Annotated in this window: 12 protein-coding genes and 3 pseudogenes; 6 read left to right on the forward strand and 9 right to left on the reverse strand. The window is 68.2% G+C overall.

Features of this window, described 5'->3' with window-relative positions:
- Positions 1–23 precede the first annotated feature (23 nt).
- Together AB0O21_RS24195 and AB0O21_RS24200 are read left to right on the forward strand one after the other, a co-directional pair.
- Positions 24–1010 carry an SPFH domain-containing protein gene (locus tag AB0O21_RS24195; protein ID WP_365173755.1) on the forward strand — a complete coding sequence of 329 codons (987 nt, stop codon included), beginning with the start codon at positions 24–26 and terminating at the stop codon, positions 1008–1010.
- Positions 1011–1100: 90 nt separating this feature from the next.
- Positions 1101–1877, forward strand: a complete 777-nt coding sequence (locus tag AB0O21_RS24200; RefSeq protein ID WP_365173758.1) for a sulfite exporter TauE/SafE family protein — start codon at positions 1101–1103, stop codon at positions 1875–1877.
- Positions 1878–1916: 39 nt separating this feature from the next.
- Here the strand turns inward: AB0O21_RS24200 and AB0O21_RS24205 are convergent, their stop codons facing one another.
- Together AB0O21_RS24205 and AB0O21_RS24210 are read right to left on the reverse strand one after the other, a co-directional pair.
- Complete coding sequence (locus tag AB0O21_RS24205; RefSeq protein WP_365173760.1) at positions 1917–2420, reverse strand: HNH endonuclease; 504 nt, start codon at positions 2418–2420, stop codon at positions 1917–1919.
- 150 nt (positions 2421–2570) lie between these two features.
- A pseudogene (locus AB0O21_RS24210) lies at positions 2571–3104 on the reverse strand (YbhB/YbcL family Raf kinase inhibitor-like protein).
- Between the two features lie 142 nt (positions 3105–3246).
- On the opposite strand from AB0O21_RS24210, the gene AB0O21_RS24215 reads away from it, so the two are divergent.
- The gene (locus AB0O21_RS24215) at positions 3247–6921 is read left to right on the forward strand and encodes a LamG-like jellyroll fold domain-containing protein (RefSeq protein WP_365173762.1); all 3675 of its coding nucleotides are present in this window, start codon (positions 3247–3249) and stop codon (positions 6919–6921) included.
- A 55-nt stretch (positions 6922–6976) separates the two neighbouring features.
- On the opposite strand, the gene AB0O21_RS24220 is transcribed toward AB0O21_RS24215, so the two are convergent.
- Entirely contained in the window at positions 6977–7759 is a 783-nt protein-coding gene (locus tag AB0O21_RS24220; RefSeq protein ID WP_365173764.1) for a sporulation protein, read from the reverse strand.
- 120 nt (positions 7760–7879) lie between these two features.
- Between AB0O21_RS24220 and AB0O21_RS24225 the strand changes: the two are divergent.
- Together AB0O21_RS24225 and AB0O21_RS24230 are read left to right on the forward strand one after the other, a co-directional pair.
- A pseudogene (locus AB0O21_RS24225) lies at positions 7880–8137 on the forward strand (DNA-3-methyladenine glycosylase); the annotation flags it as partial.
- 14 nt (positions 8138–8151) lie between these two features.
- Complete coding sequence (locus tag AB0O21_RS24230) at positions 8152–8763, forward strand: DNA-3-methyladenine glycosylase (protein WP_365173767.1); 612 nt, start codon at positions 8152–8154, stop codon at positions 8761–8763.
- A 579-nt stretch (positions 8764–9342) separates the two neighbouring features.
- Here the strand turns inward: AB0O21_RS24230 and AB0O21_RS24235 are convergent.
- From AB0O21_RS24235 to AB0O21_RS24255, 5 genes are all read right to left on the reverse strand, one after another.
- Positions 9343–9591, reverse strand: coding sequence for a hypothetical protein (locus AB0O21_RS24235; protein WP_362057368.1), 249 nt, complete (start codon positions 9589–9591; stop codon positions 9343–9345).
- Positions 9592–9882: 291 nt separating this feature from the next.
- Positions 9883–10716 carry a helix-turn-helix transcriptional regulator gene (locus tag AB0O21_RS24240; protein ID WP_365173770.1) on the reverse strand — a complete coding sequence of 278 codons (834 nt, stop codon included), beginning with the start codon at positions 10714–10716 and terminating at the stop codon, positions 9883–9885.
- Positions 10713–11237: a DUF6879 family protein gene (locus AB0O21_RS24245; RefSeq protein ID WP_365173773.1), complete on the reverse strand. Its 525-nt coding sequence runs from the start codon at positions 11235–11237 to the stop codon at positions 10713–10715. Before AB0O21_RS24245 ends, AB0O21_RS24240 begins: the two co-directional genes overlap by 4 nt.
- On the reverse strand, positions 11221–11427 hold the full coding sequence (locus AB0O21_RS24250; protein WP_284578267.1) for a hypothetical protein: 207 nt from the start codon (positions 11425–11427) through the stop codon (positions 11221–11223). The genes AB0O21_RS24245 and AB0O21_RS24250 overlap by 17 nt, the downstream gene beginning before the upstream one ends.
- Before the next feature lie 248 nt (positions 11428–11675).
- On the reverse strand, positions 11676–13124 hold the full coding sequence (locus AB0O21_RS24255; protein ID WP_365173776.1) for a recombinase family protein: 1449 nt from the start codon (positions 13122–13124) through the stop codon (positions 11676–11678).
- Between the two features lie 68 nt (positions 13125–13192).
- Here AB0O21_RS24255 and AB0O21_RS24260 point away from each other — a divergent pair.
- A pseudogene (locus AB0O21_RS24260) lies at positions 13193–13588 on the forward strand (DNA-3-methyladenine glycosylase); the annotation flags it as partial.
- A gap of 171 nt (positions 13589–13759) precedes the next feature.
- On the opposite strand, the gene AB0O21_RS24265 reads toward AB0O21_RS24260, so the two are convergent.
- The coding region (locus tag AB0O21_RS24265; protein ID WP_365173779.1) for a hypothetical protein at positions 13760–13992 on the reverse strand (233 nt) is incomplete at its 5' end.

Raw genomic sequence — 13992 nt, forward strand, 5'->3', positions numbered from 1 at the left:
GCCGGAAGGGCACGGGGAACCGCATGCAACCGATCATCATCGTCCTGATCATTCTGGTGGTTCTGGTCTTCATCGCACTGGTCAAGACGATCCAGGTGATCCCGCAGGCCAGCGCCGCCATCGTCGAGCGGTTCGGCCGCTACACCCGCACCCTCAACGCGGGCCTCAACATCGTCGTCCCGTTCATCGACTCGATCCGCAACCGGATCGACCTCCGTGAACAGGTCGTCCCGTTCCCGCCGCAGCCGGTGATCACCCAGGACAACCTGGTCGTCAACATCGACACCGTCATCTACTACCAGGTGACCGACGCGCGCGCCGCGACGTACGAAGTGGCCAGCTACATCCAGGCCATCGAGCAGCTCACCGTCACCACCCTGCGCAACATCATCGGCGGCATGGACCTGGAGCGGACCCTCACCTCCCGCGAGGAGATCAACGCGGCCCTGCGCGGCGTCCTCGACGAGGCCACCGGCAAGTGGGGCATCCGCGTCAACCGCGTCGAGCTCAAGGCCATCGAGCCGCCGACCTCCATCCAGGACTCGATGGAGAAGCAGATGCGCGCCGACCGCGACAAGCGCGCCGCGATCCTCCAGGCCGAGGGTGTCCGGCAGTCGGAGATCCTGCGCGCCGAGGGTGAGAAGCAGTCCTCCATCCTGCGCGCCGAGGGTGAGGCCAAGGCCGCGGCCCTCAAGGCCGAGGGCGAGGCCCAGGCCATCCGTACGGTCTTCGAGTCCATCCACGCCGGCGACGCCGACCAGAAGCTCCTCGCCTACCAGTACCTCCAGATGCTCCCGAAGATCGCCGAGGGCGACGCGAACAAGCTCTGGATCGTGCCCAGCGAGATCGGCGACGCCCTCAAGGGCCTCTCCGGCGCCATGGGCAACTTCGGCCCGCTGGGCGGCGGTTCGGGCTTCAACCCGCAGAACGCGGGCAAGGACGGCGGCGGCATCCCCGCCGCCCGCGACAAGGACAGCGCCGAGCGCCGCGAGCAGCCCCCCATCGACTGAACGGGCAGTCCCCTCCGGCATGATCAGTGAGGCCCCTCGACCTTCATGGCGGGGAGGCGACTCACTCATGCAAAGGGGACGACCCCGTCCATGTCGATGACTCTCTGGGAATCACTCGCGGTCTTCGCCGCCGGCATCGGCGCCGGCACCATCAACACGATCGTCGGCTCCGGCACCCTGATCACCTTCCCGGTGCTCCTGGCCACCGGCCTGCCGCCGGTCACCGCCAACGTGTCCAACACCCTCGGCCTGGTGCCCGGTTCCATCAGCGGAGCCATCGGCTACCGCAAGGAGCTCCAGGGCCAGCGCGCCCGCATCCTGCGGCTCGGCGCCGTGTCCCTCGTCGGCGGTCTCGCGGGAGCCGTCCTGCTCCTCACCCTGCCGTCGGACTCCTTCGACACGATCGTGCCCGTCCTGATCGGACTGGCCCTCGTGCTCGTCGTCTTCCAGCCCCGCCTCGCCGCCTACCTGCGCCGCCGCCAGGAGTCCGCCGGAGGCGACACGGGCCACCCCGACGGCGGGCCGGCGCTGCTCACCGGCATGCTGCTCTCCAGCGCGTACGGGGGCTACTTCGGCGCGGCCCAGGGCGTCCTCTACCTCGGCCTGATGGGCCTGCTGCTCCACGAGGACATACAGCGCATCAATGCCGTCAAGAACGTCATCGCGGCGCTGGTGAACGGCATCGCGGCCGTCTTCTTCCTCTTCGTCGCCGACTTCGACTGGACGGCCGTCCTCCTCATCGCCGTCGGCTCCACCATCGGCGGCCAGATCGGCGCCAAGGTCGGCCGCCGCCTCCCGCCGACCGTCCTGCGCGCGGTCATCGTGGTGGTCGGCATCCTCGCGATCGTCCAACTGCTGCTCCGCTGAGCGACGTAGAAGGCCTACGTCACCCAGCGGACCGGCACCTCAGGCGGAACGCTCCAACCACTCCGGCAGCACATCCCGCCCGTTCACCCCGAGGGCCAGCAGCATGGCGTCCGCAGGAGAGGGTACGAAGGGCTTCCGGAGGAGCGGCATCCCCGCCTCCTCCGGAGTCCTCGCCGCCTTGCGGTGGTTGTCCTCGGCGCAGGAGGCCACCGTGTTCAGCCAGGTGTCCCCACCTCCCTGGGCCCGCGGCAGCACGTGGTCCACGGTCGTCGCGCGCTTCCCGCAGTACGCGCACCGGTGCTGGTCCCGGACCAGCACTCCCCTCCGCGACCAGGGAGCATGTCTTCGGAAGGGCACCCGGACGTACCGGCAGAGCCTGATCACCCGGGGCAGCGGAAGATCCATGCTGGCACCGCGCACACGCAGATCGGGGTGCGACTGTTCCACGACGGCCTTGTCCTGGAGCACCAGGACCACAGCCCGGTTCAGCGTCACCGTCGACAGCGGCTCGAAGCTCGCATTCAGCACCAGCGTGTCCCGCATCTCGCCCACCTCCCGTGTGCAGGCCCGCGACCACCCTGGCGGCAGGGCCCGCAACCACTCTGGCCGCGCGCGCCACGCGGGACAACGCAATAAAAATGCCCGGTCCAGGCCGTCTTTAGACCAGGACCGGGCAAACACCAGGAGAAGAGATCAGCCGGCAGGCGCCTCGTACTCACCGATCAGCTGGGCCCGCCCGAGCGTGTGGAACCGCAGGTTGAAGCCGACGGCGGCGGGAGACACGTCCTCGCCGGGGCCGAGCTTCTCCTGATCCACCGCGTAGACGGTGAACACGTACCGGTGCCGCTCCCCGGCCGGCGGAGCGGCCCCGCCGAAGTCCTTGGTCCCGTAGTCGTTGCGCACGTGCACCGCCCCGGCGGGCAGCCCCTCGAACTTCCCGCTGCCCGCCCCGCCCGGCAGCTCGGTGACCGAGACCGGCAGATCGAAGAGCACCCAGTGTCAGAACCCGCTGCCCGTCGGCGCGTCCGGATCGAAGCACGTCACGGCGAAGCTCTTCGTCCCCTCGGGGAAGCCCTCCCACCGCAGCTGCGGCGAGATGTTCCCACCTGCGAGCACCTGGGCGTCACCCAGATCGGCACCCGGCGCGAGATCCTCGCTGGTTACGGTGAAGGCGTGCACCTCGGGGTGGAAATCGTGCGGCAGAGACGGCCGTTGACGCTCAGACACGACGGAAACCTCCTGGCGTGATCGAAAAGTCCTCACTGCGAGCCTAAGCCCTTTTGGCAGGGCCTATCTTCTTCCAATGCAAAGATCAAGAACCGCGTCAGCAGCATCCCGCGGCACCGCTGGCGCGGCCCTGCTGACCAGCGTGGCAGCAGTCGCCGCCACCCTCGTCGCGATATCTCCGGCACAGGCATCCGGAACCGAACAGTCCACACCCGACCCCGACGCGAAGCGCAACGAACAGATCCTGTTCCGCTCGGGCACCGCGGGCTACGGCTGCTTCCGCATTCCGACCCTCACCCGCACCAAGACGGGCGCGCTCCTCGCCTTCGCCGAGGCCCGCACTTCCCCCTCCTGCGCCGACCGCGGCCCGATGGACATCGTGGTCCGCCGCTCCACCAACGACGGCCGTACCTGGGGCCCCATCCGCACGGTCCTGACCGGCCGCCCCGTGCTCAAGGTCGAGGGCGAGCCCGACAAGCCGGCCGACCCCAAGGCCCCCTGGACCCACGGCAACGCCTCCCCGGTCGCCGACCTGGAGACCGGCGACGTCTTCCTGCTCTCCACCGCGGAGCCGACCGTCCCCGGCGGCGAGCGCCTCGCCTACGTCCAGAAGAGCAGCGACGACGGCGTCTCCTTCGGCCCGGCCCAGGACTTAGACCGCCTCAGCGGCACGACCAAGGGCTGGTTCGGCACCGGCCCCTCGCACGGCATCCAGCTCCGCAACAGCACCGCCTACAACGGACGCCTCGTCGTCGGCGCCTACGAAAGCCCGAGCGGCAAGCCCCAGCACACCGGCGTCTACTACAGCGACGACCACGGCGCGAACTGGAAGAGGAGCGCCACGTACGGCAAGGGCGACACCGTGCCCCCGGTCGCCGACATCAAGCCCACCGAACCGTCGGTGGTCGAACTCCTCGACGGAACCGTCTACGTGGGCGCCCGCAACGAGGTGTCCCCGAAGATCGGCGAGGACAAAAAGCCCATCACCCCGGACCACCGGGTCCGCGCCCTCAGCACCGACGGCGGCGCCACGGTCAAGAACTTCAAGACCGTCCCCACCCTCGTCACCCCGCAGATCCAGGCCTCCCTGCTGGCCCCGCGCCTCACGTACCAGAAGACGCCAGGCGACACCCTCATCGCGGCGGCCCCCGCCGACCCGATGAAGCGGGAGAAGTTCGAGATCCGGTACTCCCTCGACCACGGCGAGACCTGGCAGCGCCCCCCTGGGGACGCGGGCCGGATCAACAAGGACCGCACCGGCTACCCGGACTGGGCCGGCTACTCGGACCTCGTCGAAATGGGCGTCGAGGTCCCCGACCCGGCCGGCGGCAAGCCCCTCATGACCGGCGGCGAGATCGGCCTGGTGTACGAGGGCGGCAGCACCTTCTCCGCCCAGCACATCTACTTCAAGCGCTTCCACCCCTCGGACCTGGAGATCCCCGGCACCTTCGCCGGCACCAGGAACCCCCAGCCGCGACAGCTGCCCGGCCGCACCACCCCGGACAGCGGGCCCCACGCCAACGACGCCTACCTCGTCGACGACGCGAAGATCGTCAAGGAGGGCCGGTTCGGCCAGGGCCTCGCCCTCGACGGCGCCCTGCCGTCCACCGCCGAGAAGCCGAACAAGGCCGACTACGTCGACGTCCCGTACGCCGCCTCCATCGACCCCGGCATGGACAACTTCACGTACTCGCTGCACTTCAAGCGGGACACCGCCGCGCCCACCACCGCCCAGGTCCTGATGTGGGCGTACGGCGTCAACGCCGAGCCGCAGGTGTGGATGCGCGCCTACCCGGCCGAGGGAGTGATCCGGGCCCGGGTCGAGACCCCCGGCGGCAAGGCGGTCACCGCAGCGGTCTCCGTCCCGGAGGCCTTCGCCGCCAACGCCAGCTGGTACCACGTGACCCTGGTCCGGGCCGGCAAGGACGTCACGCTGAGCGTCGCCTCGGCCGATGACCCGGACCGCAAGAACGTGGTGAAGGACCACCGCCCCGGCACCGCCATCGACGGCGCGGTCACCTCCCACCGCTACACGGGCAACGACGGCATCCGGATCGGCGCCAAGCCCGACGAGACCTTCCCCTTCAAGGGCACGATCGACGACTTCCGCATGTACCGCACCAACCTGGCCGAGGACGACCTCAAGCTGCTCGGAACCGGCCAGACCACCGCCAAGGACAAGGACCACCTCGCGGCCCGCCTGGCCTTCCAGGTCGTCGACGACGCCACCCCTCCGGGCCCGGTCACGCAGTTCGCCATCGCCGACGACGTCTCCGGCAACTGCGCCGACGCCAATCTCCTGCTCGAACCCGGAGCGAAGCCCCTCAACACGGCGTCCGGCGACGCCCGGATGGGCAAGTACGCTCTGGTCAACAACTCCACCCACCAGGGCCTCGAAGTCCCGTACACGCCTGCGCTGGACCCCGGCACCGGCGACTTCACGCACACCCTCTGGTTCCGCTACACGGCCGATGACACGACCCCCCGATCCGCCCTCATGTGGGCCTACGGAGTGGGAACCGACCAGACGCCGAAGCCCTCGCTCTGGGTCCGCAGCGAGCCGAAGAACGACAGCATCACCGCCCTGGCCGAGACCGATCACGGCAGGGTGTATCTGGAACTGGAGGACAAGGCCACCAACCGGACCGCCTTCGGCGACAACCAGTGGCACCTGCTCACCCTCACCCGCAAGGGAGACTCCCTCAAGCTCCAGATCGACGCCCCGCACGCGGACCGCACCACCGAAGGAACCGGCCTGGGAACCGAGAAGCGCGGCTCCTTCACCGCCGGCCGCCCGGACGCCCTCGGACTGCGGCTGGGTTCGCACCCGGGCAACTCCGAGGTCTTCACCGGAGCCCTCGACGACTACCGCTTCTACCACCGGGCCCTGACGCAGCGCCCCCTCGGTGAGCAAGGGGAGGACCAGGAGCTGGAGAAGATCGCCAGGCCGGCTTCCGTCGACGTGCCGGCCTCCGGCACCGCCGACTACCCGACGGACGGCCTGAAGATCTGGTGGTCAATGGAGCACAGCACCACCCAGATCCACGACATGTACACCCGCCCCGTCGTCGGCGGCCCCGCCACCCCCGACGCCTCCGGCCACTGCAACAACGCCTTCGTACGCGGCGGCGCCGAGATCGACGGCACCAAGGGCACCTTCGGCGGCGGTGGCGTCACCCTCGACGGCACCGACGGCCACATCGAGCTGCCCTTCACCAACACCGAAGGCATCGGCTCCGAGGACTTCACCCTCGCCATGTGGGTCCGCTTCAACGCCGCCGAAGCCGGCCTCGCGAAGAAGACCCCCGTGATCGCCTGGGCGTACGGTCAGGGAGACGCCGACCGCCAGCTCTGGATCCGAGCCGAGCCGGAATTCAACCGCATCTCGGCCCTGATCGAGACGGACGTCGCCACCTCCTACGTCAAGGTCTCCGACGCCTCCTTCCGCAACAACAAGGACGCCTACCACCACCTCGTCCTCCAGCGGGCGAACGGCAAGCTGACGCTCACCGTCACCGACGCCGGCCTCGACCAGGACGGCAAGCCCGTCGTGGCCAAGGGCGAGGCGGACGCACCCACGGGCGGCTCGCTCCACTACACGGACAACTTCCAGGCCGAGGGCATCAAGCTCGGCAGCCGCCTCGACGGCGACCACCCGTTCGCCGGCTCCCTCGACGAGTTCGTCCTCGTCCGCCGGGCCCTCGACGCAGACGAGCTGAAGGCACTCCGGGAGCAGAACAAGCTCCCGACGGACCAGGCCACCGCGGCCCGGCTCTCCTTCGAGAAGATCACCAACTACGGCTACGCCCGCATGTAGCCGCACACACCGAGGGCCCGGACCGCCACCGCGGTCCGGGCCCTCACCCATTGCCTCAGAACCAGTTGCGCTGCGAGCCCACCGACGCGATCCACTGGTTCAGGTACGCCACCCAGTCCGTCCCCTGGTACGACTGCAGCCCCACCTGGAAGCAGCGGTAGGTGTCACTGCCCTCGCTGAACAGACCCGGCTTCTTGTCCATCTCCAGGACGACGTCCATCTCCCGGCCGTCCGAGACGAAGGTCAGCTCGACCTGGTTCAGCCCCCGGTACTGCGACGGCGGCAGGAACTCGATCTCCTGGTAGAAGGGCAGCGTCTGCCGCGTCCCGCGGATGTGCCCGCGCTCCATGTCCGCACTCCGGAAGGAGAAGCCGAGCTGCCGGAACGCGTCGAGGATCGCCTGCTGCGCCGGCACCGGGTGCACGTTGATCGCGTCGAGGTCGCCCGCGTCCACCGCGCGCGCGATCTCCAGCTCGGTGCTGACCCCGATGTTCATCCCGTGCAGGTGCTGACCCCCGAAGTGGGTGATCGGCGTCTCCCAGGGGATCTCCAGCGCGAAGGGCACCACGTGCAGCGCGCCGGGCTGCACCTGGAAGGCACCGCCGAGGCGCTGCTTGGTGAAGACGACGTCCTGCTTGTACTCCTGGTCGCCGCCTTCCACCTCCACGCGCGCCTGGAGGCCGACCGACAGCCCCTCGATCTGCTGCTCCACCGACCCGCCCTGGATCCGCACCTCGCCCTGGACGATTCCGCCCGGCACGACGTTCGGCTCGGTGATGATCGTGTCCACCGAAGCACCGCCGGCACCCAGGCTCGCGAACAGCTTCCTGAACCCCATGCTCAAACTCCCCTTGAAGGCACTGTGTGAAGGTGTGGCGACTACGCCGCGACTACCCCTTACCAACGCGGAACCTTAGGCCCCGGTTGCAGCCGTGCGCGTTCCACTACGCTCGACCGGATGAGCGCGCGCCCCGACCGTACGCCCCTGCCCCGGTCCTTCTTCGACCGCCCGGTCCTCACCGTGGCCCCCGACCTCCTGGGCCGCACCCTCGTCCGGCGTACCCCGGACGGCCCCATCGAACTGCGCATCACGGAGGTCGAGGCCTACGAGGGGGAGTCGGACCCCGGCTCCCACGCCTACCGCGGCCGCACCGCACGCAACGCATCGATGTTCGGACCGCCCGGACATGCGTACGTCTACTTCATCTACGGCATGTCAAGGCGGTCAGCATGAACATCGACTTCCTTGCCCACCCAGCCGAAGAGGTCGCCCCCAAGCTGCTCGGGAGCGTCCTCACCTGCAAGACCCCCGAAGGTACCGTGAGCATCGCCATCACGGAGACCGAGGCGTACTCCGGTGAGGCTGATCCAGCCTCCCATGCCTACGGGGGCCGTACAGCCCGCAACGCCACCATGTTCGGCCCCGCAGGACACCTCTACGTCTACCGCTCCCATGGTCTCCACTGGTGCGCCAACGTCGTCACCGGAACGGACGGCATCGCCTCGGGTGTGCTCATCCGGGCAGGCAGGGTCATCGAGGGGGAAGACCTGGCACGCAAGCGACGAGGGGAAAGGGTCGAGAGTCCACGTCTCGCCCGAGGTCCGGGAAACCTCGGCCAGGCGCTCGGCATCACGGCAGAGCACAACGGCGCAGACCTCCTGACAGGTACCGCGGTCATGTTGTCCGAGGGCGAGCCGGTACCTGCCGCTCTCATCCGGGTTGGCCCTCGGGTGGGGGTGAGCAGGGCCCACGACTGGCAACACCGGTTCTACCTCGCAGGTGATCCGACGGTCTCGGCGTACCGACTGAGCCCGAGAGCCAAGCCGCCCGCCGGACCCTGAGCCGCTGTGCACCCTTCTCACGGCTCGCCAGCGGGTCGGCGCGGAAGTTGGGTCGGAAAGCGGGTGATCGCCCGCGAGCGTGGCGCGCGGCACGGTCCTTGCCGGTCGAGTGACTGCCGACGTGCACCGACTCGGGCCGGGCGGGAGGGGGAGAGCCGCCACAGTCGCAAGTGGTCTACGACAATGCGGCCCCGGAAGGGGCCGACAGGAGCAAGCCGGCAAGACCAAGGGGGGCGCTGCTGCGCCCCACAGCCACAGCCGTAAGGCCCTGTTCCTTACAACCTTCCGCCGCTGCCAGTAAGGGCACGGCAAGGCTGTGACCAGGCCATACGTTCCCGCCGTGGCAGTCTGTGGGCAGGGCGGACGGACCCTGAAACAGTGGCGGAATCTTGGCTGCCAAGACATGGCGGTCGAGCAAGGATCCGTCAGGGGGCATACCCCACCCCTCCGACGCCGGCGTGCTCGGCTGTCTCGGTCAGCGGTCCTCGCCGCCCTCGGCGTCTCCCGCGCCACGCTGTACCGGCACCTGGGAGAGCGCACCTGAGACAGGCGCACAGCAGTGCAGGCAGGCCCTCGGCTCTACGCCGGGGGCCCTTGTCGTCTGTCCGGCTCGGTCCGCACCACCATGGCGAACGCCGTACAGATCCGCCGGAACCCGCGATGGTTGCTCAGGCCGGTGTGACTCATGCACTCGACGTCGACCGTCGCACTGTCCGTCGAGGGCTCCGCCTTCCACTTGCAGTGCAGGCACTCCGCCTCGAAGGTCACGTCCGTGTCCGGATGCTGCGTGATCCGGTGCGTCACGAACCGCAGTATCGTGCGCGCCATCAGCGCCCCTGGTGTTCGTTCCGGAGGTGGGCCCGCAGGCCCACGTTCACGTCCGACACCTGTGAGTGATCCCCGACCGACGTGGCGTTCGCGCGAGCCACCGCGTACCGAAGGCACTCACGACAACCCGACACAGGGTCGGGCGGCGCAGAGGGAAGGGTCACGTATACCGGCCCGTCCATCGTCGTTTTGGGTGTGCTCATCAGTTCGACCTCCCGACTTTTCACTTGCCGAAGGATGATCCCCCGGGGTGCGTACGGGATGGCGCTTCAGTCGCGTAGTCGACTGAAGTCATGCGCGGCAAGCGGCGGACCACTTGGCGAGCCGTGCCCGCAGGTCTTCGCCGAAGAGGGCGTGTTCCTCGTACCCGGCGAACTCCTTCAGGTACGCCTGAACATCTCGGCCGTCGCGGAGAACGAGACTTCCCGCCGTCGTCTCGATGGTGACCAACGCGGCGTCGTAGATGGTGAACGTACTCAGAGGAGTTCGGGGCGTCGGTGCCCCTACGGGGATCACCCCGATCTGAACGTTCGGGAGGTAGGACAGGGACGCCAGACGGTCCATCTGCTCGGCCAGTGCCAGCGGGGAGACGACCGGCCAACGAACCGCCTGCTCGGTCAGAACGAACGCGAACCGCTTCGAGGCGTCGTAGAGGACGGCTTGTCGTCCCAGCTTCCCCGCTACGGCCTTGCTCGTGTCGGCCGTCGAGTGGGCCAGGCTCGCGCGTACGTACTCCGGTGTTGCGAGCAGCCCGGTGACCATCGAGAGCAGGAAGTAGCGCATGTGCGTAGAGGACGCTTCGAGTGCCTTCAGCTCAGCCTGTCTCGTGCCGAGCCCCTTGCGCCGAAGTTCTCGGAGGTTCCGCCACTCGGTGTTCGCCATCCTGGCGAGGGCAGAGACCTCGGCGACCAGACTCGGCGGAGCGTCCAGCGCTCGCAAGATCTGCTCGACGTCGACCAGGGACGGCCGCGTCCGGCCGTTCTCGATGCGAGACACCTTCGACTGGGACATGTTGCAGCGCGCTGCGAGCCGGTCCCCAGAGAGGCCGGCTCGCTTGCGCAAGTCCCGGAGCAGGGAGGCGAGTTCGGTACCAGACTCGCCAAGCTGCTCAGCTTCGAACGTCACTCCGTCACATGCTCCGTGTACTCCAGGAAGGGAACCGACTCGGCAACGGCGATGCGCTGCCACTCGATGAACGGCGCAGGGTCACCCTCGTACAGCTCCCGGCTGATCTGCGTTCCGTCGTCCTCGTACTTCATGAGAACGACCGTCGAGCGGTCGAACATCCAGAAGTCCTCGACGTCCGGCAAAGGGTTGTCTCGCTCGGTCACGTCAAGGATGCGGATGTCCTCCCCGGCGAGCACGTGCGGGGCGTAGTACCGGGAGAACTCGAAGCGCAGGTAGTCGGAGAGCGGTCGAGTCAGGACGTGCACTCGCCCCTTGCTCCTTCCCTCGCCGCGCAGACGCTTCAGGTCTTCCGTGTACGCCGACGAGTAGGTGCCCGGGTCGACGCGCTTGCCTGCCCTGAAGGCTGCGAGTTCGTCCGACTCCTGCGGTACGAGGTACTGGGGCAGGGTCTCCAGCCGCCACGCTTCCGACTGGAAGCCGCGGAGCGTCGCCCGCCACTCCTCACCATCCAAGAGCACGAACGGCCTCCCGAAGAACACTCTCGGGGATCTCCACGAGCCCTTCCCCCTGTGGGGGAGCGAAGGCGTCGGACACGTCGCCCTGAACCACAATGGAGCCGGACGCGGTGCGGTAAACGTTCGGGCAGTCATCCTCTCCGCACGTGCCGTTGCCGTTGCCAGTGAGCCGAGTCAGTTCTTCGCGTGCCATGCGGAACCCCCTTGACCTGCCAGCCCGGTTGGGCCGCCTGAGACGACCGTACGGGGGCCACTCACAGCCGTCCATGCACGGACGTGACTCATGCACGTTGTTGCATGAACTGAGGAGGGAGAGTGGCGCACAGATGCTCTGAGGGATGCCCCGCCCGCCCGCGCCGGGCATGACGAGGGGCCCCGCCCGACTCTCGTCAGACAGGGCCCGTACTCGTTGAGGGCGACCGCCGGCTCAGCTCTCGGATCTCAGGGGTTCCGGAACGTGATCCGACAGTGCTCGCCCTTGAAGGACCGGACTCCTCGACCGCGCGGCATCAGCTCGACTCGCTCGCAGACCTGCATGACGACGGTCCGCACGTAGTCGATGCGGTCGGGGTCCTCGTAGTCCAGTTCCTCCCACAGGTACTCGATGTCGCCCAGGTCGACGCGCACCCGCTGCGATGCAAGGTCTGCCAGCTCGGCCCGGATCTTGGTCAGCTCGGCGTCACACCTGCCGATGCCCGTCCGCAGGGTCGACGCGTCGATGTCCCCTACAGCGAACATCTCCGCCAGGGCGGTGCGCCTCTCGGATGCGGCCGTCTCCTCGGCCAGCAGTTCGGCCTCTCGCTCCTCGTCTGCGGCATCCGTGGCCGGTGCCGCGTTCCACTCCTCGGCCCTGTCGATGACCTTCCTGACCACGAAGGAGTCCAGCGGGTCCGCCGGGCAGGTGATGCACCGGCCACCCGAACAGGTGTAGATGCGGTACCGCTCTCCCGCCGCGTTCTTCTTGCTCCACCCTTGAGTGACGACGGCCTGACACTTCGAGCAGCGGACCACGCCGGACAACAGGGCCTTGCGCTTGCCGCCGCCGCCCGTGTTGCGCTCGGGGTCGCTCAGGTGGCGGACCAGGGCACGGAATATGCCCTCGGAGACGATCGCCTCCCAGTTGCCCGCCCCGGTCTCCTCGGTCCGCCGCACGCGCATCCCGTCCGGCTTCTCGACCCACTGCGAGTACGTCTGGATTCCCGCGTTCCTCGGCTTCAAGAGGACGACCCGAAGGTTCGAGCTGCGCCACTCCTTGCCGTGCGGCGAGAGCAGTCCACGCGTGTTCCAGTCCTTCGCGATGGACCAGAGGGTGACGCCGGCCAGGACATCCCGGTACGCCTGCCGCAGGGCTTCCGCCTCTGCTTCTCGGTGCCTGCCGTCCCGCTCGAAGCCGAAGGGGCGAGTACTCCAGAAGGGCCTCCCCGACTCCCTGCGTCGCTGGTGTCCGAGTACCTGACGCTCGACTCGCATCTCGGTCTCGTTGCGAGCCACCACAGCCCCGATGCGAGCAGCGAGGCGGCCGGACGGAGTGGACAGGTCGAGCACTCCCTGAGCCTGCGCGGCGGCCAGCGTGACGCCGGTCGCCTCGGCCAGGTCCACCAGGTCTTCAAGATCCCAGGGGGTGCGGTACATACGGTCGTAGTGGCGGGACACGATGGCGTCTGCTTTGCCGTCCTCCACCAGAGCCTTGACGCGCTCCCACTCGGGGCTTCGCTTGGCTCCTCGCTTGGTCGAAGCCGACGTGTCCTTCTCAACGATCACGTCTACGACCGACCAGCCCTTCCGGTCGCACAGCGCCTGACTCAGCTCGACCTGTTGTGTCAGGTTCCCGCCCTTGGATTCCTCGCCCCTCGGGGTGGGGCTGAGCCTGGCGTAGATGATCGCTCGCACTGCCTGTCTCCTGCTCGTCGTCGCCTTGCGGATGATGCCGTGTCAACGACGTACATGCCTAGTGAGTTACCTACGGCATGTGGTTCAGCCTCAACCTGGTGTGCGGCCCGCGGGACCACGCGAGCGGGGTCCTGATCCGCACAGGCGAGATCACGGCGGGCGCCGAGCTGGCCGCCAAACGCCGACTTTCAGCCAGGTACCCCCGAGAACTGGCCAAAGGCCTGGCCCGCCTGGCCACCGCCCTGGACGTGGACCGCTCCCTCGACGGCACCGACCTCTGCGCGGGCCCCGAGTCCCCCTTGTCCCTCCTCGCCGGCACCCCCACCTCACCCGACCTGGTGAGCAGCGGCCCCCGCACCGGAGTGGGCGGAGCCAGCGCGGCGCATCCCTACCGCTTCTGGATCACCCACGACCCGACGGTGAGCCCGTACAGAGCCCACGCGCCACGCCGCCGCTCAACTTGACTCGCCCTTGCGCGACGCCTAACGTAGCCCGAGCCGCTTGAACGGGGCACTGCCATCGGCAGACCTCCGGAGCGGCCAAACCACTACCTACGACTTACCCCTGGCGGGGTTCTATTCGGCATGCCCGAATTCCCGGCCGGCGGCTCGATTATGAGCTGCAAGGGAAAAGCGCTAACGTAGCGGAGCGCCGAAAGGCAAAGACCCCCAACGGTCACCGAATTCAAATCCGGAAGCTGGAAACAGCGCGGAAATGATCTGGTAGAGTTGGAAACGCAAGACAGCAGAACGAAAGCCCGGAGGAAAGCCCGAGAGGGTGAGTACAAAGGAAGCGTCCGTTCCTTGAGAACTCAACAGCGTGCCAAAAATCAACGCCAGAAGTTGATACCCCGTCCACTTCGGTGGAT

Origin of the sequence: Streptomyces sp. NPDC091371, assembly GCF_040684275.1 — a bacterium.
GTDB lineage: Bacteria > Actinomycetota > Actinomycetes > Streptomycetales > Streptomycetaceae > Streptomyces.

Excerpts from the sequence above, each read along its gene's own strand:
- AB0O21_RS24195 (WP_365173755.1), top strand. The coding sequence starts at position 24 with ATGCAACCGATCATCATCGTCCTGATCATTCTGGTGGTTCTGGTCTTC.
- AB0O21_RS24200 (WP_365173758.1), top strand. The coding sequence starts at position 1,101 with ATGTCGATGACTCTCTGGGAATCACTCGCGGTCTTCGCCGCCGGCATC.
- AB0O21_RS24205 (WP_365173760.1), bottom strand. The coding sequence starts at position 2,420 with ATGCGGGACACGCTGGTGCTGAATGCGAGCTTCGAGCCGCTGTCGACG.
- AB0O21_RS24220 (WP_365173764.1), bottom strand. The coding sequence starts at position 7,759 with ATGGGGTTCAGGAAGCTGTTCGCGAGCCTGGGTGCCGGCGGTGCTTCG.
- AB0O21_RS24230 (WP_365173767.1), top strand. The coding sequence starts at position 8,152 with ATGAACATCGACTTCCTTGCCCACCCAGCCGAAGAGGTCGCCCCCAAG.
- AB0O21_RS24235 (WP_362057368.1), bottom strand. The coding sequence starts at position 9,591 with ATGGCGCGCACGATACTGCGGTTCGTGACGCACCGGATCACGCAGCAT.
- AB0O21_RS24250 (WP_284578267.1), bottom strand. The coding sequence starts at position 11,427 with ATGGCACGCGAAGAACTGACTCGGCTCACTGGCAACGGCAACGGCACG.